Raw genomic sequence first — 21,489 nt, 5'->3', positions numbered from 1 at the left:
AAAATTTATTATTATGCTGATTTTTCTTCTGCTACAACGGTTCCGTCTGCTAAGACTAGCTTAGGAAGACTATTGTCGATGACCGTATCCTTTGTAATGATGCACTTCTGAATATCATCACGGGAAGGTAGGTCAAACATTACATCCAGCATGATTCCTTCTATAATGGAACGTAATCCACGGGCACCTGTTTTACGTTCAATCGCTTTTTTCGCAATTTCGGTAAGTGCACCTTCCTCGAATTCCAGTTCTACTTCATCAATTTCAAGCATTTTTTGATATTGCTTAACTAAAGCATTCTTTGGCTTCGTTAAGATTTCAATTAATGCGGACTCATCTAACTGCTCAAGGCTTGCAATAACAGGCAGACGACCGATGAATTCAGGGATTAATCCGAAGCGAAGTAAGTCTTCAGGTAACACTTTAGAAAGAAGCTCTTTCTGTGAAATGTCTTGTTGCTTAACATCAGAACCAAAACCAATAACTTTTTGACCTAAACGGCGCTTAATGATTGGTTCAATCCCATCAAATGCACCACCACAAATAAATAAAATATTTGTCGTATCGATTTGAATGAATTCTTGGTGTGGATGTTTACGTCCGCCTTGAGGTGGAACACTTGCAACCGTACCTTCGAGAATTTTAAGTAACGCTTGCTGCACACCTTCACCAGATACATCTCTTGTAATCGAAGGATTTTCTGATTTACGGGCAATTTTATCAATTTCATCAATATAAATAATACCCTTTTCCGCTTTTTCCACATCATAATCAGCAGATTGAATCAATTTTAAAAGGATATTTTCTACGTCTTCCCCAACATAACCAGCTTCAGTAAGCGATGTTGCATCGGCGATGGCAAACGGAACATTTAAAATTCGCGCTAATGTTTGAGCTAATAACGTTTTACCACTACCAGTTGGCCCAATCATAGCGATATTACTCTTGGAGAGCTCAACATCATCAATCTTACTGTTAGAATTGATACGCTTATAATGATTGTAAACTGCAACCGATAGCGATTTCTTTGCTTGATCTTGACCAATGACGTAATCATCAAGAATTTCACAAATTTCTTTTGGCTTAGGAACGTCTTTAAATTCTACTTCTTCTTCTGTTCCAAGCTCTTCTTCAACAATTTCTGTGCAGAGCTCGATACACTCATCACATATATAAACACCTGGTCCAGCAACCAATTTACGTACTTGGTCTTGTGTCTTTCCACAGAAGGAACACTTTAATTGACCTTTTTCATCATTAAATTTAAACAATTCATTCACCCCTTAAAAACGTGTTATAACCATATTTAAAGTTACGTAACACAAACAAAAATCGTTGTTTTTTAATACTTCTTCGGTATATGTATTGCATTGTAACACATGAAGCCAATAGACAGGAAATAAAAAGCTTTGTCATTATGTTTTCGGATAAAGCGATTTTGTTTGGAAACTCTCTTTAAATGAATCCTATGTACTCATTAAGCATAACCACTTTTTATAAAAATCAATCTTTCATGGAGCTGGTTTACTTAATTCGATATGTAAATCTTTTTTCCTGCCTGCTTGTTAAAAAGGTTTCCCTGTCCTTATTATAATATGTAATTGAAAAAATGTATAAAAACAGGCACGATTAAATCGTGCCAGTTTTTTCAAAAAAATTATTTTTTAGTTTCGATTAAGAATTCAACCGCTTTTTGCTTTTGAAGATCGCCTTTGATACCTTCAAGGCCGCCAAGTGCTGCCTTAATGTTATCAACTGTCATGTTGTACATGCCAGCCATTTTTTCAAGCTCAGCATTTACGTCTTCGTCAGTAGCTTCAATGTTTTCTGCTTTAGCAATTGCTTCCAGTGTTAGTGCAACGCGAACACGGTTTACAGCTTCTTCTTTCATTTGTCCACGTAGTGCATTCTCATCTTGTCCTGAGAATTGGAAGTATAACTCAAGGTTCATACCTTGCATTTGTAAACGCTGCTCGAATTCTTGAAGCATACGGTTTACTTCGCTTTCAACCATAACATCTGGAATTTCAACTTCAGCGTTAGCAGCAGCTTTTTCTACTAATGTATCACGTAAGTGGTGCTCCGCTTCATGCTTTTTGCTTTCTTCTAAACGAGTTTTAATTTTTTCTTTTAACGCATCTAATGTCTCAACTTCGTCATCAACATCTTTTGCAAATTCATCATCTAATTCAGGAAGTTCTTTTCCTTTAATTTCATGAATGGTTACTTTAAATACTGCTGGTTTACCAGCAAGTTCAGCAGCATGGTACTCTTCAGGGAATGATACTTCAACATCTTTAGATTCGCCAGTAGCTACTCCTACTAATTGCTCTTCAAATCCAGGGATAAAAGAGTTAGAACCTAATTCAAGTGAATGATTTTCAGCTGTTCCACCTTCGAAAACTTCTCCATCAACAGATCCTTCAAAGTCGATGACAACTGTATCGCCAAGTTCAGCTGTACCCTCTTCTTTTACTACTAGCTCAGCTTGACGGTTTTGAAGAGTTTCTAATTCTTTCGCCACATCTTCGTCAGTCACGTTAGTATCGATTTCTTCTACTTCTAAGCCTTTGTATTCACCTAATGTTACTTCAGGCTTAACTTGTACAGTAGCTTTGAAGATTAGTTCTTTACCTTTTTCCATTTGCTCGATGTCGATATCAGGGCGGTCGATTGGCTCGATTCCTGTTTCATCAATCGCATTGCTATACGCTTCTGGAAGAAGAATATCTAATGCATCTTGATAAAGAGATTCTACACCGAAACGCTTTTCGAACATTGGACGAGGCATTTTTCCTTTACGGAAGCCTGGTACATTTACTGTTTTAACAACTTTATTGAAAGCCGCAGTTAAGCCTTCGCTTACTTTTTCGGCACTTACTTCAACTGTAAGGACACCGGTGTTTCCTTCTAACTTTTCCCATTTTACTGTCATAACTTTTTTCCCTCCAACAAATCTATTATCATTTCATTCGTAACGAATTTGGTAGGAATATGTCTTGTCCATTCAAGGCATGATCCACTTTTTTTATGTAAAATAAATTTTTTACACAATGCAACCCTTATATTATAACACAGGATTTTTTTCTTTCAACAAAGTTACCTATATATTGGGATAAGAAATTTCTTCTAATTCTCTTATTTTAATGAGTGCTTGTGCCGTTTTTTCGGGTGATATTTCGTATTCCGCTGAAATATTACTTTCGTCAAGGTCTCCACCTAGATAGCTGAGTACTAGTAAGTGAAAAGCTGCAGCCCACGCTGAAGCTTCTTCCGGCGATAACTCGAAAGGGTAGCTTATAAAGAATATCCGTTCGACCATCCCTTTAATATTTTCAAAAAGTACCGGGTCACTGCTTTCCAATCTCTTTTCAAGCTGGTTTTCAATTTCCTTCATCTTCGGCTGAGCTTGTATGTCTGGCAGTTCGGTTGGAATGATAGTTCTATTCATAGTAAACTTTCTAACCATTATTTCCTTGTCATATTCCTGCTCCTTTAAAAGGGACAGCAGCAATGATTTTAAGAAAGGATGGCCGGATTCCGTATTAAGAAAATCCTTGATTTCTTCCATATAAGGACGAATATTTTTATCTGTTAAATTGGAAATCACGAGCATTTGCTCGTTTAAGTTAGTTAGAGATTGAAGATTGAGTTCCTTTACTCCTCTGTCTTCCTGTGGAAGTTCACTTGGCTCCTGCTGACTATTTTCTGCCATACGCCTGCTAAATTGCAGGATAGTAAGAAAATGATCATGCCGATCAGGTGGAATTTCGTCTTCGTCAAAGAGTGCTTCGATGGTAGCGACAATTTCATGGTACTCGTGGAGCTGTATTAAAATGGTCAAATAGAGATCAACCATTTGCAAATAGTCGCCGATTCCTTTTAGAAGCATGTCATTCGCCATATCTCTTGCTTTTTTATAGGCACCCGCTTCAAAATACGCGAGTACCAGGCCTATTAAAATATCACTATTTTCTGGATCATGTTCCCTTGCCTCTTCTAGCAAGGTGACCGCTTCTTGATACCTTTTATTTTGCAGGCTATCAAGTCCCCTATCCGTTAATCTCTTTTCGAGTCCGGGAAGGAATATAATATTATCTTTCCGTTTCGCTCGTTCCCGCTTTTTCATACTTTGTACCGTCCTCTGCTTCTGTATGGAAAATAGTTTAGCATGAATTTATTAAAAATCAAAAAAACTCACCTTCTAAAGGTGAGTAATAAGTTTGGTATGTAGTTAAATGGCGTCCCAGGAGAGATTCGAACTCCCGACCGTACGCTTAGAAGGCGTATGCTCTATCCGGCTGAGCTACTGGGACATATAAGATTTTCAAAGACAAGATTTATTATATAAAGAATACAATTAAAAGTCAACACAATTTGAGAAGTTTTTATAAATAAGGGAAGAAATAGATCTTCCCTCATTTTTTAGGTAATGTAAATTCAGAGGCCATCGCTTCGAGTTCCCGTCCACTAAGGTCATAAACCGACATGTTAATCCTATTTTCCAATAATTCTAAGATAACATAGGTTTTTTCAACACGCTCACGGGGTAAGCGAATGCTCCCTGGGTTCAAAAATAGGGTTCCGTCAATTACTTCTGCACCCAAAATATGCGAATGTCCGAAACATACGATATTTGCTCCTACTTCCGCTGCCTTATATAATAAATTCATTATAGAAGTTTTTACAGAATACCGATGACCATGAGTTATAAAAAACTTCCATCCAGCCATCTCAGTCGTTGTTTCTAACGGATAGTCAAAATCACAATTTCCCCTCACTGCCAAATAACCGTTCATCACTTGATCATCAGACATCAATTCGGAATCGCCACAATGAATCATTAAATCGACTTCGCTCAAATGTCTTTCCCTTAATACCTCGAGCTCTTTCGTTAAACCATGGCTATCACTAACAACAAGTACTTTACTCATGATTATTCCGCCTTTTCTACGATGGAATCTAGGATTACATCAAGCTGTTTTAATGCATTCGCTCGATGACTTATTTTATTTTTTTCATCTGAAGAAAGTTCTGCCATTGCATAACCTTTTTCAGGTATATAAAAGACAGGGTCGTAACCAAAACCATTTGTTCCTCTTTGTTCCTCTAAAATCCGTCCTTCACAGGTCCCAGCTACGGTAATCGTTTCTTTTCCTGGAAGAGCTACTGCTAACACACAATAAAAGCGAGCGGTGCGATTTTCTTCAGGAATCCCCTTTAATTCTCCTAGCACTTTTTCAAGATTTTTCTGATCGCTCTTCGGTTCACCAGCATACCTCGCAGAATAGATTCCAGGTCTACCTTCCAAAGCATCAACGATTAAACCGGAATCATCACCAATCACCATTTTATTCAATGCTAGCGAAACTGCTTCAGCTTTCAATATTGCATTTTCTTCAAATGTTTTACCAGTTTCTTCTACATCGGCTATTTCAGGATAATCAAGCAATGTCCGGACTTTTATCCCTCTAGGAGCAAAAATATGTTCAAATTCTTTCGCTTTTCCTGGATTTTTCGTTGCGATAATAACCTCTTTCATCTGCTTTTCTCCTTATTTCTTTCGTTTAGCTTCTATTTTTGCAATAATTTCTTCCCCTAATGCTGTTTTTTGATGTTCAAATAGTTCCATCAGCCCTTCTTGAGCCGCACCTAATAAGTCCTGAAGCTGTTGGTATGAGAAAGTAGATTCCTCGCCTGTTCCCTGCAATTCAACAAATTCGCCATTGCCCGTCATGACAATGTTCATATCAACAAGTGCTTTTGAATCCTCTGCATAATTCAAATCGAGAACTGCTTCGTTATTCTTTAAAATTCCAACACTTGTAGCAGCCATGTAATCTGTTATTGGGAATTTATACCCTTTTTTATCTCCAAGACGGTTGAGAGCGATAGCCATTGCTACAAATGCCCCCGTAATGGATGCCGTTCTCGTTCCGCCATCCGCTTGAATGACATCACAATCAATCCAAACTGTTCTTTCACCGAGTGCAGAAAGATCGACGATGGCCCTTAAAGCACGTCCAATTAACCGCTGAATTTCCATCGTTCTTCCTGTAACCTTTCCTTTGGAGGATTCACGAATATTTCTTGTTTCGGTTGCCCGCGGAAGCATCGAATATTCTGCGGTTATCCAGCCTTTGCCTTCACCTCTCATAAACGGCGGGACTCTCTCCTCGATACTTGCCGTACAAATTACCTTTGTGTTACCCACTGAAATCAGGACAGAGCCTTCAGGGTGCATTAAATAACCAGTTTCAATATGTATCGGTCTTAATTGCAGTCGTTCTCTACCATCAACACGCACAACTATTTCCTCCTTTGGCAGGTAACTCTCGCCTGCCATAAAAAATCAAATAAAGAAGAGGAAGCCTAAAGGCAACCTCCCAACGATTGTCACTATATAGTATAACAAAAATAATTTTTTAAAAACTACCTGTATTGACTTTTTCTGGGCGAGTTACTGGCTCAGATATTTTTTTACCCTGGTCATCTACCAGTTCTGCCTTGCCGTCTACCATTACAGCAACACTTTTAATGCCCTTTTGTTCGGTCAATGAAAGTACTAGGGTATTTAGTAAATGGTCGGAAACAATTTTTTCTTCGAAGCTTCCATAGATAGATTCATTAAAGTTTAATGTTACTTTGCCATCCTCAATTTTCGGTACTTCAAGAAGTTCTACATCCTTCATGAATACTGACGCGAGATTAGATTTTGAATTTGGTTCTTTTATCAATTCATTTACGATCGCTACAATATTATTTTTTTCGCTTGTATTCACACGTTTTGTTACAGGTACATAATAGTAAGCACCTTCCTCACCGCCGATGTAATAAACGGTCATTGGCTTGGTATTGGTAATATCCGTTACCCCAGTAGTGTCGATATTGATACCTGTTGCCCTTGAAAGATTTTCGCTAATTGGGGTACCTTTTACAGGCATTTCCGTTAAGGCATGACCATTCATTTGCAGCTTAACTTTTTCCACTGTATCAAATTGTGTAAGCGTCCAAGTTATGGATTGAAGGATTTTTTGTTCATCCTCAGGCTGGTAGTTTTTAAATTCCTTCGAAAAGTCGACTACAGCTACTCCGTCTTTAATGTTCACGGTTATCTTCGTTTCTTCTGGTAATACAGCCCGAAAATCATTCGGCAGCATGTCTGTAACCGGTCCATTTGCAACTAAGTATTCCAATGCTTGCTTCGCTACAGAGGTTTTATCTGGCAAGGTTAATGTTTGCGGTACAACTAATCCATCTTTGTTTATTAAGTATAATTCGGTCTTTGTTCCCTCGACTTCTTCACTTTTACCGGTGGTTTCCTTAGTCGGGTTTGCTTTCGTTTCTGTAACCTGCTTTGGTGGATCAACTTTTTTCTGCACTTCTTTCCCGAATAAACCACACCCCGATAATAGAAGTGTTGAAGCAAAAACAGCTGTTACAAGTGGTTTCACTTTATTTTTTGACATATTTTTTCCCTCCTAAGACAGTTTGTACTATCATGTATACGAGCCTATTAAACTAATTAGACCGCCTTCGGAAAGAAAAATAGGACAATTCTTTTTATTTTTCGCAAAAAAAATAGCGCCCCTGTTAGGGAGCACTGATTATAATATTATTTTTTTCACGTTATTAATAGGTATTCCCAGCCACTGTGTAGCAATTTTCGAAAAAATATACCGCGAACCTGTGGTATAAAATTCATGTGCAGGATCATTCTCATCATTCTCGAGGATCCCATTATATTGTAGAATAGCACTGATTTCTCTTGCAGTTTCATCCCCAGAACTGATGACATTTACACTGTCCCCCATCACTTTCTGGATGAGTGGTTCAAGCAAGGGGTAATGGGTGCAGCCAAGGATCAGAGTATCTATGTTTTGGTTTTGCAAAGGCTTTAACGCTTCTATGACAATTTTCTCAGCAATCTCTCCATCGTACTCGCCACTTTCAACAAGGGGAACAAACTTCGGACAAGCTTGCCCGGTAACAAACAATCGGCTGTTTAGTGCTTTTAATGCTTTTTCGTAGGCACCGCTTTTAATCGTTCCTTCCGTACCAATAATCCCTACCCGATAGTTTTTTGTCCGTTTAATTGCCGTGCGTGCACCGGGATAGATTACACCTATTACGGGTATGGTCAGTTCTCTTCTGATTTCATCCAAGACGGCTGCCGTCGCTGTGTTACATGCGATAACGAGCATTTTTATGTTTTTTTCTAACAAAAACGTTGTTAGTTCCCAGGTAAATCGTTTAACTTCCTTTAGAGGTCGGGGACCATATGGGCATCTTGCTGTATCACCTAAGTATATTATTTTTTCATTCGGAAGCTGTCTGATGATTTCCTTCGCAACCGTTAATCCGCCAACTCCAGAATCAATTACACCAATTGGTTGTTTCAAAATTCTCGCCTCTTTTTAACATCAATCTTTACGAAACATCTTTTTTAACGCATATCTTGATGCAGTTTCATCAAATTGGTTTGAAGTTGTTGAATTTCCTCTAATGAGAAATTTGTTAAAACTTCATCTAAGTAGACTTGCCGTTTCTTGATTACTTCATCTATGATTCTTTCGCCTTCTTCGAGTAAATGAATTCTTACGACACGGCGATCTTTAGGGTCCTTTACTCTGACAACAAGTTGATTTTTTTCCATTCGATCAACTAAATCGGTTGTCGTACTGAAGGCCAGATACATTTTCGTAGACAACTCACCAATCGTCATATCACCATCTTCAAATAGCCACTGCAAAGCGACAAATTGCGGTGGAGTTATTTTATAATGAGACAGGATCTCTCTTCCCTTTTGCTTAATAATTCCGGAAATATAACGTAAATCTTTTTCTAGTCTAGCGACAATTTCTTCACTGACCTTTGTTGATTTTTCGACAGTCATATCTATTACACTCCTAAATGAGGTTTACCTTTAAGTTTGTTTACTTGTTATCCTACTTAAACTTGTCCTTATTTTCTACTTTTTTCGGTAAAATATCAAGTTGAAAGGTAACAAAGGGGTAAAAATGCATAATAAAAACATGAACCGGCCTCCCGTAGGATGCCGGTCATGATTAAAGTTCTAGCTCTCCCATACGAAGGAGCTCTACAACTGCTTGTGAACGCCCCTTAACACCAAGCTTTTGCATAGCATTGGAAATATGATTTCGAACCGTCTTTTCGCTTATAAATAATTCACCAGCGATTTCCTTAGTAGTTTTATCCTGTACTAAGAGTTCGAATACTTCTCTTTCACGTTTGGTGAGTAACGGCTTGTGTGTATATTCATTCTCCTTCAAGTATTGTGACCCTCCTTGCCTTCGCCAGTTATGAACCGTTGGGTGGGTATATATTTAGTCACGATATCATATGTGAATCACATGGATGGAGTGACTGTAATTGCTATAAGGAGAATAATTTTTCTTTGCCCCATAATTATTTGTGGCTCCTACTCTCTGTCGATCACTATAGTTACCCAAATTGTTGTCGGACTAGTTTTCGGGCACTATAGACTCTCTATAGTAACCCAAATTCATGTTGGGTCTAGTTTTCGGGCACTATGAACCCTCTATAGTTACCCAAATTGTTGTCGGGACTAGTTTTCGGGCACTATAGACTCTCTATAGTTACCCAATTTGTTGTCGGGATTAGCTTTCGGGCACTATGAACCCTCAATGGTTAAATTCCAGACCTCCTGCATTGACCCAAATGCCTTTTCTGAATGCTTTTCGGTCACTCCAGACCACCTGCATTAACCAAAAATAAAAAAGCCCTCCGAAAAGGACTTTAGATTGGTTTCGCATAGATGATATACCGTTCCGGGGCGTCACCGACAAAACGGAATGGATAACAGGTGATGACGATTAATTCTTCCTTTGTATTTTGCAGGGTAATGATTGTTCGGTCATCCTTGTCGACAATCTTGGTATCGGTAAGTTCATACTTATATTTTCCGTTTTCCATGTCAATTTCAAAAATATCTCCTGGCTTCAATTCACCTAAGCGCCTAAAAACAGTATCTCGGTGTCCAGATAAAACAATTTGACCGTTCTCACCAGAAAAGTAAGAGCCTTTGTAATGCCCTACTCCTTTTTTCAAATCATTCGGGTCAGTACCCTCAACAATGGCTAATTCAGCCTTGATTTTCGGAATCGTCAATAATCCTACTGTGTCACCAAAATCGGGAGGTTCAATTTTTTCAGCTTTCTTAGGTGTTTCCTCGTCAACATCAGCTGCCCGAGATTCGGCCTTTGCCACAATTTCCTTTGCCTCTTTCAGAGAAGAATCAGTTTGAAATTTGGTCTCTACGATTTGCCAGACTCCGATTCCAATTACGACTAAACCTGCCAGTATGATGAATAAAGGAAGCTTTTTCACTCACATGTACCATCCTTTTTCTAACATTTGTTAGTACTAGTATACCAAAGTGTCCTAAGTACAAGAAAGGAAAACCTTCTCTTCATAATAGAAAAGAAGGTTTTAAGAATTAAACTAGGCGCTATCGCTTTTCTATGCTTGGTCGCTTCCGAAGAAGCTTCTAAATGCTTGGATGGTCGTATCTCGATTCAACGCTGCAATTGAAGTAGTTAATGGGATTCCTTTTGGACATGATTGAACACAGTTCTGTGAATTACCACAGTTTGCTAGTCCACCATCACCCATAATCGCTTCTAAACGCTCTGCCTTATTCATCTCACCTGTAGGATGAGCATTGAACAGACGTACTTGAGACAGGGACTGTGGTCCAATAAAGCTTGAGTTGCTGTTTACATTTGGGCAAGCCTCAAGGCAGACACCACAAGTCATACATTTTGAAAGTTCATATGCCCATTGACGTTTTTTCTCGGGCATCCGTGGTCCAGGTCCTAGGTCATAGGTTCCATCAATTGGAATCCATGCTTTAACTTTCTTCAATGCATCGAACATTCTACTGCGGTCGACCTGAAGATCACGGACAACAGGGAATGTTTTCATCGGTTCTAAACGAATTGGCTGCTCCAGTTGATCAACGAGTGCTGAACATGATTGGCGCGGTTTTCCGTTTATGACCATTGAACAAGCTCCGCAAACTTCTTCAAGACAGTTACTATCCCAAGTAATTGGCGTAGTATCTTGTCCTTTTGTGTTTACAGGATTTCTTCTAATTTCCATTAGTGCAGAAATTACGTTCATATTCGGTCGATAGGCTAACTCAAACTCCTCATCATATGGAGCAGAATCTGGGCTATCTTGGCGTGTAACAATAAATTTTACTGTATTATTTTCAGACATGCTATTCTACTCCCCCTTGCTTTTTGAGTAATCGCGTTTACGTGGCTGAATTAAAGAAACATCTACCTCTTCGTAATGGAATGCCGGTGCAGATGAACTATCAACAAATTTCGCCATAGTCGTTTTCAAGAAATCTTCATCATTACGGTCAGGGAATTCAGGCTTGTAATGAGCACCACGGCTTTCATTACGGTTATAAGCACCAATGGTAATAACACGGGCTAATTGCAGCATGTTCTCTAATTGGCGAGTAAATACTGCCCCTTGATTACTCCACTTAGATGTATCATTGATATTGATTTTTTGATAGCGCTCTAAAAGTTCTTGAATTTTTTCATCTGTCTTTAATAGCTTGTCATTAAAACGAACAACGGTAACATTATCGGTCATCCACTCACCAAGCTCTTTATGAAGAACATAGGCATTTTCAGTACCGTTTAATGACATAATAGAATTCCACTTGTCTTCCTGCTCTTTCACATGACGATCGAAAACAGTTGAAGAGATACTTTCTGAACTCTTCTCAAGGCCTTTAATATAACGAACAGCGTTAGGTCCAACGACCATTCCACCGTAAATTGCTGAAAGTAATGAATTCGCACCTAGACGATTCGCACCATGCTGGGAGAAATCACATTCTCCAGCAGCAAAGAGTCCTGGAATGTTAGTCATTTGATCATAATCCACCCAAAGTCCGCCCATGGAATAATGAACAGCAGGGAAGATTTTCATTGGAAGTTTACGTGGGTCATCACCTGTGAACTTCTCATAGATTTCAATAATTCCACCAAGTTTAACATCCAATTCATGCGGATCCTTGTGAGATAGATCAAGGTAGACCATGTTCTCACCGTTAACTCCTAGTTTCTGATTTACGCACACATCGAAAATTTCACGTGTTGCGATATCACGAGGTACTAGGTTTCCGTATGCTGGATATTTTTCCTCTAGGAAGTACCAAGGCTTTCCGTCTTTATATGTCCAAACCCGGCCGCCTTCTCCACGAGCAGATTCACTCATTAAGCGCAGTTTATCATCTCCAGGAATGGCAGTTGGGTGAATCTGGATCATTTCACCATTTGCATAATAGGCACCCTGTTGATAAACGATGGATGCTGCAGAACCTGTATTGATAACAGAGTTTGTTGTTTTTCCAAAGATAATTCCAGGTCCGCCTGTTGCTAAGATTACGGCATCGCCAGCGAAGGACTTAATTTCCATAGATGTTAAGTTCTGTGCTACAATTCCACGGCAAACGCCATCATCATCGACAACTGAACCCAGGAATTCCCAGCCTTCATATTTTGTAACTAATCCAGCTACTTCATGTCGGCGAACCTGCTCGTCTAGGGCATATAGCAGCTGTTGACCGGTTGTTGCACCGGCAAATGCTGTCCGATGATGCTGGGTACCACCAAAACGACGGAAATCTAAAAGACCTTCTGGAGTCCGGTTAAACATCACTCCCATACGGTCCATTAAGTGAATAATTCCTGGTGCTGCTTCACACATCGCCTTTACTGGCGGCTGATTCGCAAGGAAGTCTCCGCCATAAACAGTATCATCAAAGTGAATCCAAGGAGAATCTCCTTCTCCTTTTGTATTTACAGCTCCATTAATACCACCTTGGGCACAAACAGAGTGGGAACGTTTAACTGGAACAAGTGAAAATAATTCTACAGGTGTTCCTGCTTCTGCAACTTTGATCGCTGCCATTAAGCCGGCTAAACCGCCGCCAACTATGATCACCTTACCTTTACTCATTGTGACTCACTCCCTTAATCCAAAAATCCGATATTTTTCAACACAAAGTATGAAGTTATTTTTTTAAGCAAAAGCTAATAGTGTCCGAATTGCGACAATTGAAAGAACCACAAAAACACCGATTGTAAAATATGTAGATATTACTTGTGAACGAGGGGATACTGTAATACCCCAGCTTACAAAGAATGACCACAACCCATTTGCAAAGTGGAATATCGTTGAGATTACACCGATTACGTAGAAAATGAACATGAATGGAGAAGACAGAATAGTAGCCATCATGTCAAAATCCACATGTGCACCGAATGCTGCCGCAACGCGCGTTTGCCATACGTGCCATGCAATAAAGATTAAAGTAATGACACCTGATACACGTTGTAGCAAGAACATCCAGTTCCTGAAAAAACCATAGTTCCCGGCATTATTTTTTGCAGTAAAAGCAATATAAAGGCCATAGATTGCATGAAATAAAATTGGTAAATAAATCACTACGGTTTCTAGGACAATTCTAAAAGGAAGGTTCCCCATAAAATCTGCAGCCTTGTTAAAGGACGCCGGTCCTCCTGTAGCAAAATGGTTGACTACTAAATGCTGCACAAGGAATAAACCAATAGGAATTACTCCTAGTAAAGAATGCAATCTTCGATTAAAAAACTCTCGATTCCCCGCCATAATTAACCCCCCTTGAATTTTTAAAATGATGGTAAGCTTTTTTCCTAGCGTTCATAATTAATAGAATGTTAAAACTTAGCATCACTGTGACAATTATGTGACATGTCCATTTTACTCCCAACCGTTATTAGCGTCAAGAAAACGGATACACAAAAGTGTGAGAAAAGTAAAATTTTTTAGATATATTGATATTATAATAAATTTTAAGGATCTTTTCACGTAATTGGGATTTCCTAGAATTAAACCCATTAATATTACAATGAATTATTAAATTTTTACGATGGACTCTTTTCCATTTGGGGGACCATAGTTATGATGAAAACAATACTTCTATATTGCAAAATAACATTCCTTTACCGCTCTAAAGTTTTACACTAATTTCTAAAAAATGTGTTCTGACTTAAGGTTTACTTTGTATATAATAGAATGGTAGAAAGAGGGGAAGCATATGAAAGACAGTACTGCCGTCGAAATTAATTTACAATCAGATGAACCAAGAAATATTTCCTTATTTGGTTATGAATTAATTAGGGAATTTGTTTTACCGGAAATATTAGGAAAAGATACTCATGAGATTCTTTATTGGGCAGGAAAAAGATTAGCGCGTAGGCATCCATTAAATACACTTGATGAAATCATTGACTTTTTCTCTAAAGCCTCTTGGGGACAGCTCGACATAAAAAAAGAGCGCAAGGATGAAATTGAATTTGAACTAATAAGCCCGCTCATCGTCTCTCGAGTCAAATCAAAAGCAGAACACTACTTCCAAATTGAAGCGGGCTTCCTTGCCCAACAAATAGAACAACAAAAACAAGTTATTGCCGAAACCTTCGAACACCCTGTAAAAAAAGCCAACAAAGTTGTATTCACCGTTAAATGGGATCGAAAAGACACATTATAGCATTTCCAAAAAGCTTTCATCGAGTCGATGAAAGCTTTTTAGATTATTATTGGTTGTCTGCCGTTAGACCAAATGCTTGGTGCAGTACTTCTACAGCTTTTAGCATTTGCTTTTCTTCGACTACTACTGATACTTTGATTTCAGATGTGCTGACCATTTTAATTTGAATCTGGTTAGCTGCGAGAATTTCAAACATTTTTGCTGCAACCCCAGGGTTCGAAATCATTCCTGAACCAACGATTGATACTTTGGCTAGTTTATTTTCTGCGTCAAGCTGTTCATAGTTGAGGACATCCTTGTTATTTTCAAGAACATTTAATGTTTCTAAAAGGTCATTCGTTTTAATCGAAAAGGCAAGATTGGCTGTCTCTGCTTCCGTTGTACTTTGAACGATAATATCTACATTTAGATGGTTCTCTGCCAGCGTTGAAAAGATAGTTGATAAACTAGTTAAAGAATTGGCAAGGCCTAAGACACTTACCTTTGTAATTTCATCTTCAAATGCCACTCCGCGGACAACAAGGTTTTGTTCCATTGATGCTTCCTCCTCAATCATCGTACCTTCTTCTTTTTCCATACTTGAACGTACCTCAAGACGTACTTGATAGTTTTTCGCAAATTCTACTGCTCGTGGGTGCAACACACCTGCACCTAAATTGGCTAGTTCAAGCATTTCATCATAAGATACAGATTTTAATTTACGTGCCATCTTTACATATCTTGGATCAGAGGTGAATACCCCTGTTACATCCGTATAGATATCACATTTATCAGCTTTAAGGGCCGCTGCTAGTGCAACCGCTGTCGTATCAGAGCCGCCACGGCCAAGGGTTGTTATCTCGCCATCTTCGGTAATCCCTTGGAAACCAGCTACAATCACTACTTTTCCTTCGTTCAACTGATTCTGCACGGATTCAGTATTAATGTTTGTAATACGGGCGTTACCATGGACAGGTTCTGTCAAAATTCCAGCCTGCCAGCCCGTAAACGATACGGCAGGTAGATTTTGCTCATTTAGCGCCATTGACAATAAAGCGATTGTCACCTGTTCCCCCGTACTAAGCAGCATGTCCATATCCCGTTTATTTGGCTGCCCAGAAATTTCTTTCGCTAAATCAACAAGATGATCCGTTGATTTCCCCATCGCTGAGACAACCACCACTACCTGATTCCCTTGGTCACTTTCAGCTTTTATTCGCTCTGCCACCTTTAGAATTTTATCAACACTTCCTACTGAAGTGCCGCCAAACTTTTGTACAATTAAACCCATCTTTTCCCCTGCTTTCAGTTATAGGTTAAGAATTACTATAATTTTCCCGCAAAAAAAATAAAAAGCAATGAGAGGGCATCTCATTGCTTTACATACACAAAAATCTTGCGTCTACAATGTAAGATAGCTCTCCAAGACTAACGTCTTGACAATCCGGCATTTATTCAATGCTCAGACCAGCAAAGAAAGGAAAGAGACTTTCTTCACTTCGGCGATAGCCCCTTTCATGATTCTTCCCAGAAGCTCATCCTTCTCAGAATCATTACTATTGAATCTCGCACCTCTACCTTCACTTCAGTATTAAAAAGTGATAGTATTATAAATTTTCACTCATTATAGCATAGCCATAATACTCTGACAATCACTAGGATTGAAGTTTTTTAATTAATTCCTCTGCAACTGGAGCTGGAATTCCGATTGCCCTAAACTCTTCAAAAGTAGCTTCTTTCATTTTCTTTACCGAGCCAAATTCTTTGAGCAATTGCTTTTTTCGCTTTTCACCGACACCTGGAATGTCATCAAGTAAGGACTGAAAGGCACTTTTTCCTCGGATTTGGCGATGAAAAGTAATCGCAAATCGGTGAACCTCATCTTGAATTCTTTGTAATAAATAAAACTCTTGACTGTTTCTGCCAAGCGGGATAATTTCAAGCGGATTTCCATAGAGAAGCTGTGAGGTGCGGTGCTTCTCATCCTTAACCATTCCAGCTAACGGAATATCTAGGCCTAATTCATTTTCCAGAACATCCCTGACAGCCTCAACATGTCCTTTGCCGCCATCTATAAGAATTAAATCCGGCAATGGAAGTTCTTCCTTTAGTGCCCGCGAGTACCTTCTTCTTGTTACCTCACGCATTGATTCATAATCATCCGGACCTTGGACAGTTTTTATCTTATATTTCCGGAATTCACGCTTGTTCGGCTTTCCATCGATAAATACCACCATTGCGGATACTGGATCTGTCCCTTGAATATTCGAATTATCAAACGACTCAATTCGGTGAGGTGTATAGATTCCCATTAGTTCACCGAGGTTCTCAACAGCTTTTATCGTTCGTACTTCATCTTTTTCAATAAGCGAAAACTTCTCAGCCAGAGCAAGTTTTGCATTCTTGATAGCCATTTTAACGAGGTCCTTCTTTTGACCACGCTGCGGCTTCAGGATTTTTACTTGAAGGAGCTGTTCGGTCATATTTAAGTCAATTTCATCCTGAATGAGGATTTCCTTTGGCTTAAAATGATTCGATTTTTCGTAAAATCGACCAAAAAAAGTGAGGATTTCTTCTTCTGGCTCATTGTAAATCGGGAACATGGAAACATCGCGCTCAATTAGTTTACCTTGGCGTACAAAGAAAACTTGAACACACATCCAGCCCTTATCAACAGCATAGCCAAATACATCACGGTCAGTAAAATCTGTCATCGTAATTTTTTGCTTTTCCATAATGGTTTCAATATGAATAATTTTATCACGGAACTCTTTGGCCCGCTCAAAATCCAATTCTTCGGATGCACTCATCATTTTTTCCGTTAGTTCTTTTTTTATCTCATTATACCCGCCATTAAGGAAACGGGTAATCTCATCTGTCATATGCTTATATTGCTCTTCGTGCACTTCATTAACACATGGTGCCAGGCACTGCCCTAAATGATAGTACAAGCAAACCCGGTCAGGCAGTGTTGAGCACTTTCGTAATGGATAAATTCGATCGAGCAGCTTTTTTGTCTCGTTTGCTGCCATAACATTTGGATACGGTCCAAAATACTTTCCTTTATCCTTTTTGACTTTTCTAGTAATAATCAGTTTTGGATGTCTTTCCGCTGTTAACTTAATAAACGGATAAGTCTTATCGTCCTTCAGCATTACATTATATTTTGGGTCGTATTTCTTGATTAAATTTAATTCTAGCAGCAGTGCTTCGATATTCGATGAAGTGACAATATATTCAAAGTCCTCAATCTCATTGACAAGTCGGAACGTTTTTCCATCATGGGACCCGGTAAAATAAGACCTGACTCGATTTTTTAGAATTTTTGCTTTCCCTACGTATATAATCGTTCCCTGACGGTCCTTCATCAAGTAGCAGCCAGGCTGATCAGGCAGCAGTGTTAATTTTTGTTTGATATTCTCATTCATTCTAGCTGCTCCTCCCCGTCTTTTTATCTATCCTAAAATTTTAAAGCAAACTACGTATAAAGGAAAGCTGATTCTTTTTCCAAGGCTCTTTTCTTAAAATTGTTACTTATTAAAAAATGTTAATAATTATGCTGTGTTTTCGCGGAATACAGCCTAAATTTAATAAGAAAAGAGCTTGCAAACTTTATTCAAAGGTGCAAAATAACTATTTTCACGTTAAAATCGGCTTTAAGATTTTAACAAAAATCGTTACGAAAACAGCATTTTTCAAAAAGAAAAAACCTCAGCTAGAAAAATCTAACTAAGGTTTTATTTGCTTATACGTGCTTTTCTAACACACTTGCTAAAGCGTCTTTTGGCTGGAAGCCGACAACTTTATCAACCACTTCGCCATTTTTGAAAACAAGCAATGTAGGGATACTCATTACTCCGAATTTAGCAGCCGTTTCTTGGTTATCGTCCACATCTAATTTAACGATTTTAACTTTGTCGCCCATTTCTGAATCAAGTTCTTCAAGAACTGGAGCGATCATTTTACAAGGTCCACACCATGGAGCCCAAAAATCTGCAAGTACAAGACCAGAGCCTGTTTCAGCAGAGAAATTTGCATCTGTTACTTTTGAAATAGTCATTTGTTTATACCCTCCTAATGAATACTGAAATACTACCGAAAGTATAGCATTGTTTAAAGTATCATGCTAATAATCTGTCTCGCATGTAATTTCCCCAAAAATTCTTTTCATATACTTGAAAAGCGAGCAGTTTGTCACTGCTCGCCCGCACCCATATTATGAATGTACTTTAAGCTTTTTAAATTCCTCTGTTAATAAAGGCACCACTTCAAATAGGTCTCCAACAATTCCGTAATCTGCTACTTTAAAGATATTCGCTTCTGGATCTTTGTTAATTGCAACGATTACCTTTGAGTTAGACATACCAGCTAAGTGCTGAATGGCCCCAGAGATTCCACAAGCAATATATAAGTCAGGTGTTACAACCTTTCCAGTTTGACCGATTTGCAAAGAGTAGTCACAATAGTCAGCGTCACAGGCACCCCGTGAAGCACCAACTGCACCGCCTAAGACTTTGGCTAATTCTTTTAGTGGTTCAAAGCCCGCTTCACTTTTCACACCACGGCCGCCGGAAATTACAACTTTTGCCTCACTTAAATCTACACCTTCGCTTGCTTTTCTCACTACTTCTTTAATAATGGCACGAAGGTCTTTAATTTCAACTGAAAGGGAAGCGACTTCACCTGTTCTGCTTTCATCCTTCGTAAGTGGTGCAATATTATTTGGTCTTACGGTTGCAAAAATGATACCGTCCGTAACAATTTTCTTTTCAAAGGCTTTGCCGGAATAGATAGGTCTTGTAAAGACAACATTTCCACCCGCTACCTCAACTGCAGTTGTATCAGAAATTAATCCAGACGCTAATTTTGCAGCAATTCTTGGTGAAAGATCTTTACCAAGAGAAGTATGTCCTAAAACGAGTCCTTCTGGGCTTTCCTTTTCCAGCACAGCAAGTAATGCTTGCGCATAACCGTCAGATGTATATTGACTTAACTTTTCATTTTCTACAACAACCACACGGTCAGCACCGTATTGAACTAATTCCATTGCTAAAGCGCTAACATTTTCACCAACTAAAACGCCAACAACTTCTCCGCCATCTGCCACTGTTTTTCCAGCGGCAATTGCCTCGAAAGAAACATTACGTAAAGAACCGTCACGGGTTTCCCCTAATACTAATACTTTTCTAGTCATTCCTTTACCCTCCTGCAAATCGATTTATCGTCCATTCTTATCGTTAAATTACAAATATAATTAAACAACTTTCGCTTCGGAATGAAGAAGGTGAACAAGTTCTTTAACCTGATCATTTAATTCTCCAGATAACACCTTTCCTGCTTCCTTTTTAGCTGGCAGGTAAATTTCAATCGTTTTGGTTTTTGCTTCAACATCGTCTTCTTCTAAATCTAGATCATCCAATTCTAGTTCATCTAGCGGCTTTTTCTTTGCTTTCATAATTCCTGGTAAAGATGGATAACGAGGCTCGTTCAAACCTTGTTGAGCCGTTACTAATAATGGCAGGCTTGTTTCGATTATTTCAGAATCACCTTCCACGTCACGGGTTACCGTTACAGTTGTTCCATCAATTTCAAGCTTTGTAATCGTCGTCACATACGGAATGTTTAACAATTCAGCTACACGTGGACCCACTTGACCAGAACCACCGTCAATGGCAACATTGCCACCTATAATGAGGTCTGCTTCTTTATCCTTTAAGTATTCGGCAATGATTTTAGCTGTTGTGAATTGATCACCGTTTTCGACATCATCTTCTGTATTAATAAGGACCGCTTTGTCGGCTCCCATAGCAAGTGCAGTGCGTAATTGCTTCTCAGATTCTTCACTTCCAACTGAAATAACAGTTACTTCACCGCCATTTGCTTCGCGTACTTGGATTGCTTCTTCAACGGCATATTCATCATAAGGATTGATGATAAACTCGGCACCATCCTCATTAATTTTTCCGGCTGCAATGGTTATCTTTTCCTCCGTATCAAACGTTCTTTTTAAAAGTACAAAAATATTCATGATTTCCCTCCTATAATGCAAACATTTTTTCTGTTCGAAAGATTAAGAAAATTTGTAGCAAAAAAATATTAGTAACTTCTATGTAGAAGCTATTCACCTTTAAAATGAGGCTCTCTTTTTTCAATAAAAGCCTGTATACCTTCTTTCGCATCTTTAGAAACAAAAATTTCTCCAAACAACTCTGCTTCCTTTTGTGAACCTTCATAAAACTCTTGGTTTTTGGCATAGTTTAATAATTGGATGGTCGCCTTCAGTGCACCAGTACTTTTCTTAGCGATTTTACCGGCAAGCTTGATGGCTTGTTCTAAAACTTCATTTTCCGGATAGGCATGATTTGCCAAGCCAAATTGAACCGCCTCCAATCCTGTGATTGGTTCGGAGGTAAACAGCATTTCTGCTGCTCGGCCGACGCCTACATATTTTGGCAGGCGCTGTGTACCAGCAAATCCCGGAATCAATCCGAGCTGCAATTCTGGAAGACCAAGCTTTGTATTTTCGCCCACTAACCGGAAATGACAAGCCATTGCCAGCTCTAAACCCCCGCCAAGTACTGCACCGTGAATCGCAGCAATAATTGGTTTAGGAAATTTTTCCATCCGGTCAAACAAATCTTGTCCATACTTTCCAAGATCACGAAAGCCTTCAGGAGAAGAGACGGTTGTGAATTCTTTAATATCCGCCCCCGCTGAGAAAAAGCGTCCTTCCCCATGTATGACAATTACCCTGACGTCAGTATTTGGTTCAACTTCGTCTAGGACTGCCGACAGTTCTCGTAACAGTCCTTGTGAGAGGGCATTTGCAGGCGGACGCTTAATAGTAATTGTTGCAATCCCTTCTTGGTAAGACCATGTTAAGTTTTCCAATAGACTCCCTCCTTCTC

Annotated in this window: 21 protein-coding genes, 1 tRNA gene and 1 riboswitch; of the genes, 1 reads left to right on the top strand and 21 read right to left on the bottom strand. The window is 39.0% G+C overall.

Translation table 11 applies throughout. The annotated features are described in order from the left end of the window. Window positions 1–11: 11 nt before the first annotated feature. From clpX to V7124_RS07050, 15 genes are all read right to left on the bottom strand, one after another. Window positions 12–1,271 carry an ATP-dependent protease ATP-binding subunit ClpX gene (gene clpX, locus V7124_RS07120; protein WP_335416343.1) on the bottom strand — a complete coding sequence of 420 codons (1,260 nt, stop codon included), beginning with the start codon at window positions 1,269–1,271 and terminating at the stop codon, window positions 12–14. 386 nt (window positions 1,272–1,657) lie between these two features. After that, a complete protein-coding gene (gene tig, locus V7124_RS07115; protein ID WP_335487480.1) occupies window positions 1,658–2,935 on the bottom strand; it encodes a trigger factor in 1,278 nt (425 codons plus the stop codon). Between the two features lie 168 nt (window positions 2,936–3,103). Then, window positions 3,104–4,129 carry a tetratricopeptide repeat protein gene (locus V7124_RS07110; RefSeq protein WP_335487477.1) on the bottom strand — a complete coding sequence of 342 codons (1,026 nt, stop codon included), beginning with the start codon at window positions 4,127–4,129 and terminating at the stop codon, window positions 3,104–3,106. A gap of 110 nt (window positions 4,130–4,239) precedes the next feature. Beyond that, a tRNA-Arg gene (locus tag V7124_RS07105) sits at window positions 4,240–4,316 on the bottom strand. Between the two features lie 102 nt (window positions 4,317–4,418). Then, entirely contained in the window at window positions 4,419–4,934 is a 516-nt protein-coding gene (locus V7124_RS07100; RefSeq protein WP_335487474.1) for a metallophosphoesterase family protein, read from the bottom strand. 2 nt (window positions 4,935–4,936) lie between these two features. Next, on the bottom strand, window positions 4,937–5,542 hold the full coding sequence (locus tag V7124_RS07095) for an XTP/dITP diphosphatase (RefSeq protein WP_335487471.1): 606 nt from the start codon (window positions 5,540–5,542) through the stop codon (window positions 4,937–4,939). Window positions 5,543–5,554: 12 nt separating this feature from the next. Then, entirely contained in the window at window positions 5,555–6,307 is a 753-nt protein-coding gene (gene rph / locus V7124_RS07090; RefSeq protein WP_335487468.1) for a ribonuclease PH, read from the bottom strand. 118 nt (window positions 6,308–6,425) lie between these two features. Further along, window positions 6,426–7,469: a GerMN domain-containing protein gene (locus V7124_RS07085; RefSeq protein ID WP_335487465.1), complete on the bottom strand. Its 1,044-nt coding sequence runs from the start codon at window positions 7,467–7,469 to the stop codon at window positions 6,426–6,428. 138 nt (window positions 7,470–7,607) lie between these two features. Continuing rightward, on the bottom strand, window positions 7,608–8,402 hold the full coding sequence (racE, locus tag V7124_RS07080) for a glutamate racemase (RefSeq protein ID WP_335487462.1): 795 nt from the start codon (window positions 8,400–8,402) through the stop codon (window positions 7,608–7,610). Window positions 8,403–8,446: 44 nt separating this feature from the next. Further along, complete coding sequence (locus V7124_RS07075) at window positions 8,447–8,896, bottom strand: MarR family winged helix-turn-helix transcriptional regulator (protein WP_335487458.1); 450 nt, start codon at window positions 8,894–8,896, stop codon at window positions 8,447–8,449. A 172-nt stretch (window positions 8,897–9,068) separates the two neighbouring features. Then, window positions 9,069–9,293, bottom strand: a complete 225-nt coding sequence (gene gerE, locus V7124_RS07070; RefSeq protein WP_009796032.1) for a spore germination transcription factor GerE — start codon at window positions 9,291–9,293, stop codon at window positions 9,069–9,071. A gap of 487 nt (window positions 9,294–9,780) precedes the next feature. Beyond that, complete coding sequence (locus tag V7124_RS07065) at window positions 9,781–10,371, bottom strand: class D sortase (protein WP_335487455.1); 591 nt, start codon at window positions 10,369–10,371, stop codon at window positions 9,781–9,783. 132 nt (window positions 10,372–10,503) lie between these two features. Then, on the bottom strand, window positions 10,504–11,265 hold the full coding sequence (gene sdhB, locus V7124_RS07060; RefSeq protein WP_335487452.1) for a succinate dehydrogenase iron-sulfur subunit: 762 nt from the start codon (window positions 11,263–11,265) through the stop codon (window positions 10,504–10,506). 6 nt (window positions 11,266–11,271) lie between these two features. Further along, window positions 11,272–13,029 carry a succinate dehydrogenase flavoprotein subunit gene (gene sdhA, locus V7124_RS07055; protein ID WP_335487449.1) on the bottom strand — a complete coding sequence of 586 codons (1,758 nt, stop codon included), beginning with the start codon at window positions 13,027–13,029 and terminating at the stop codon, window positions 11,272–11,274. 63 nt (window positions 13,030–13,092) lie between these two features. Then, complete coding sequence (locus tag V7124_RS07050) at window positions 13,093–13,701, bottom strand: succinate dehydrogenase cytochrome b558 subunit (protein WP_335487446.1); 609 nt, start codon at window positions 13,699–13,701, stop codon at window positions 13,093–13,095. A 448-nt stretch (window positions 13,702–14,149) separates the two neighbouring features. Here V7124_RS07050 and V7124_RS07045 point away from each other — a divergent pair, with 448 nt between their 5' ends. Then, a complete protein-coding gene (locus V7124_RS07045; RefSeq protein ID WP_335416291.1) occupies window positions 14,150–14,602 on the top strand; it encodes a YslB family protein in 453 nt (150 codons plus the stop codon). Between the two features lie 46 nt (window positions 14,603–14,648). On the opposite strand, the gene V7124_RS07040 is transcribed toward V7124_RS07045, so the two are convergent. The 6 genes from V7124_RS07040 to V7124_RS07015 all read right to left on the bottom strand — a co-directional run bounded on the left by V7124_RS07040 (window position 14,649) and on the right by V7124_RS07015 (window position 21,472). After that, complete coding sequence (locus V7124_RS07040; RefSeq protein ID WP_335416288.1) at window positions 14,649–15,872, bottom strand: aspartate kinase; 1,224 nt, start codon at window positions 15,870–15,872, stop codon at window positions 14,649–14,651. A gap of 116 nt (window positions 15,873–15,988) precedes the next feature. Then, window positions 15,989–16,166, bottom strand: a riboswitch (Lysine riboswitch). A gap of 70 nt (window positions 16,167–16,236) precedes the next feature. Then, window positions 16,237–18,009, bottom strand: coding sequence for an excinuclease ABC subunit UvrC (uvrC, locus tag V7124_RS07035; RefSeq protein WP_335416284.1), 1,773 nt, complete (start codon window positions 18,007–18,009; stop codon window positions 16,237–16,239). Between the two features lie 317 nt (window positions 18,010–18,326). After that, window positions 18,327–18,641 carry a thioredoxin gene (trxA, locus tag V7124_RS07030; protein WP_335416281.1) on the bottom strand — a complete coding sequence of 105 codons (315 nt, stop codon included), beginning with the start codon at window positions 18,639–18,641 and terminating at the stop codon, window positions 18,327–18,329. A 156-nt stretch (window positions 18,642–18,797) separates the two neighbouring features. Then, window positions 18,798–19,775 carry an electron transfer flavoprotein subunit alpha/FixB family protein gene (locus tag V7124_RS07025; RefSeq protein ID WP_335487442.1) on the bottom strand — a complete coding sequence of 326 codons (978 nt, stop codon included), beginning with the start codon at window positions 19,773–19,775 and terminating at the stop codon, window positions 18,798–18,800. 60 nt (window positions 19,776–19,835) lie between these two features. After that, window positions 19,836–20,609 carry an electron transfer flavoprotein subunit beta/FixA family protein gene (locus V7124_RS07020; RefSeq protein ID WP_335487438.1) on the bottom strand — a complete coding sequence of 258 codons (774 nt, stop codon included), beginning with the start codon at window positions 20,607–20,609 and terminating at the stop codon, window positions 19,836–19,838. A gap of 89 nt (window positions 20,610–20,698) precedes the next feature. Further along, complete coding sequence (locus V7124_RS07015; protein WP_335487435.1) at window positions 20,699–21,472, bottom strand: enoyl-CoA hydratase; 774 nt, start codon at window positions 21,470–21,472, stop codon at window positions 20,699–20,701. Window positions 21,473–21,489: the final 17 nt, after the last annotated feature.

It is taken from the genome of Neobacillus niacini (assembly GCF_036961885.1).
Taxonomy (GTDB): Bacteria; Bacillota; Bacilli; order Bacillales; family Cytobacillaceae; genus Neobacillus; species Neobacillus niacini_H.
This window is presented reverse-complemented; position numbering and strand designations above follow the sequence as displayed.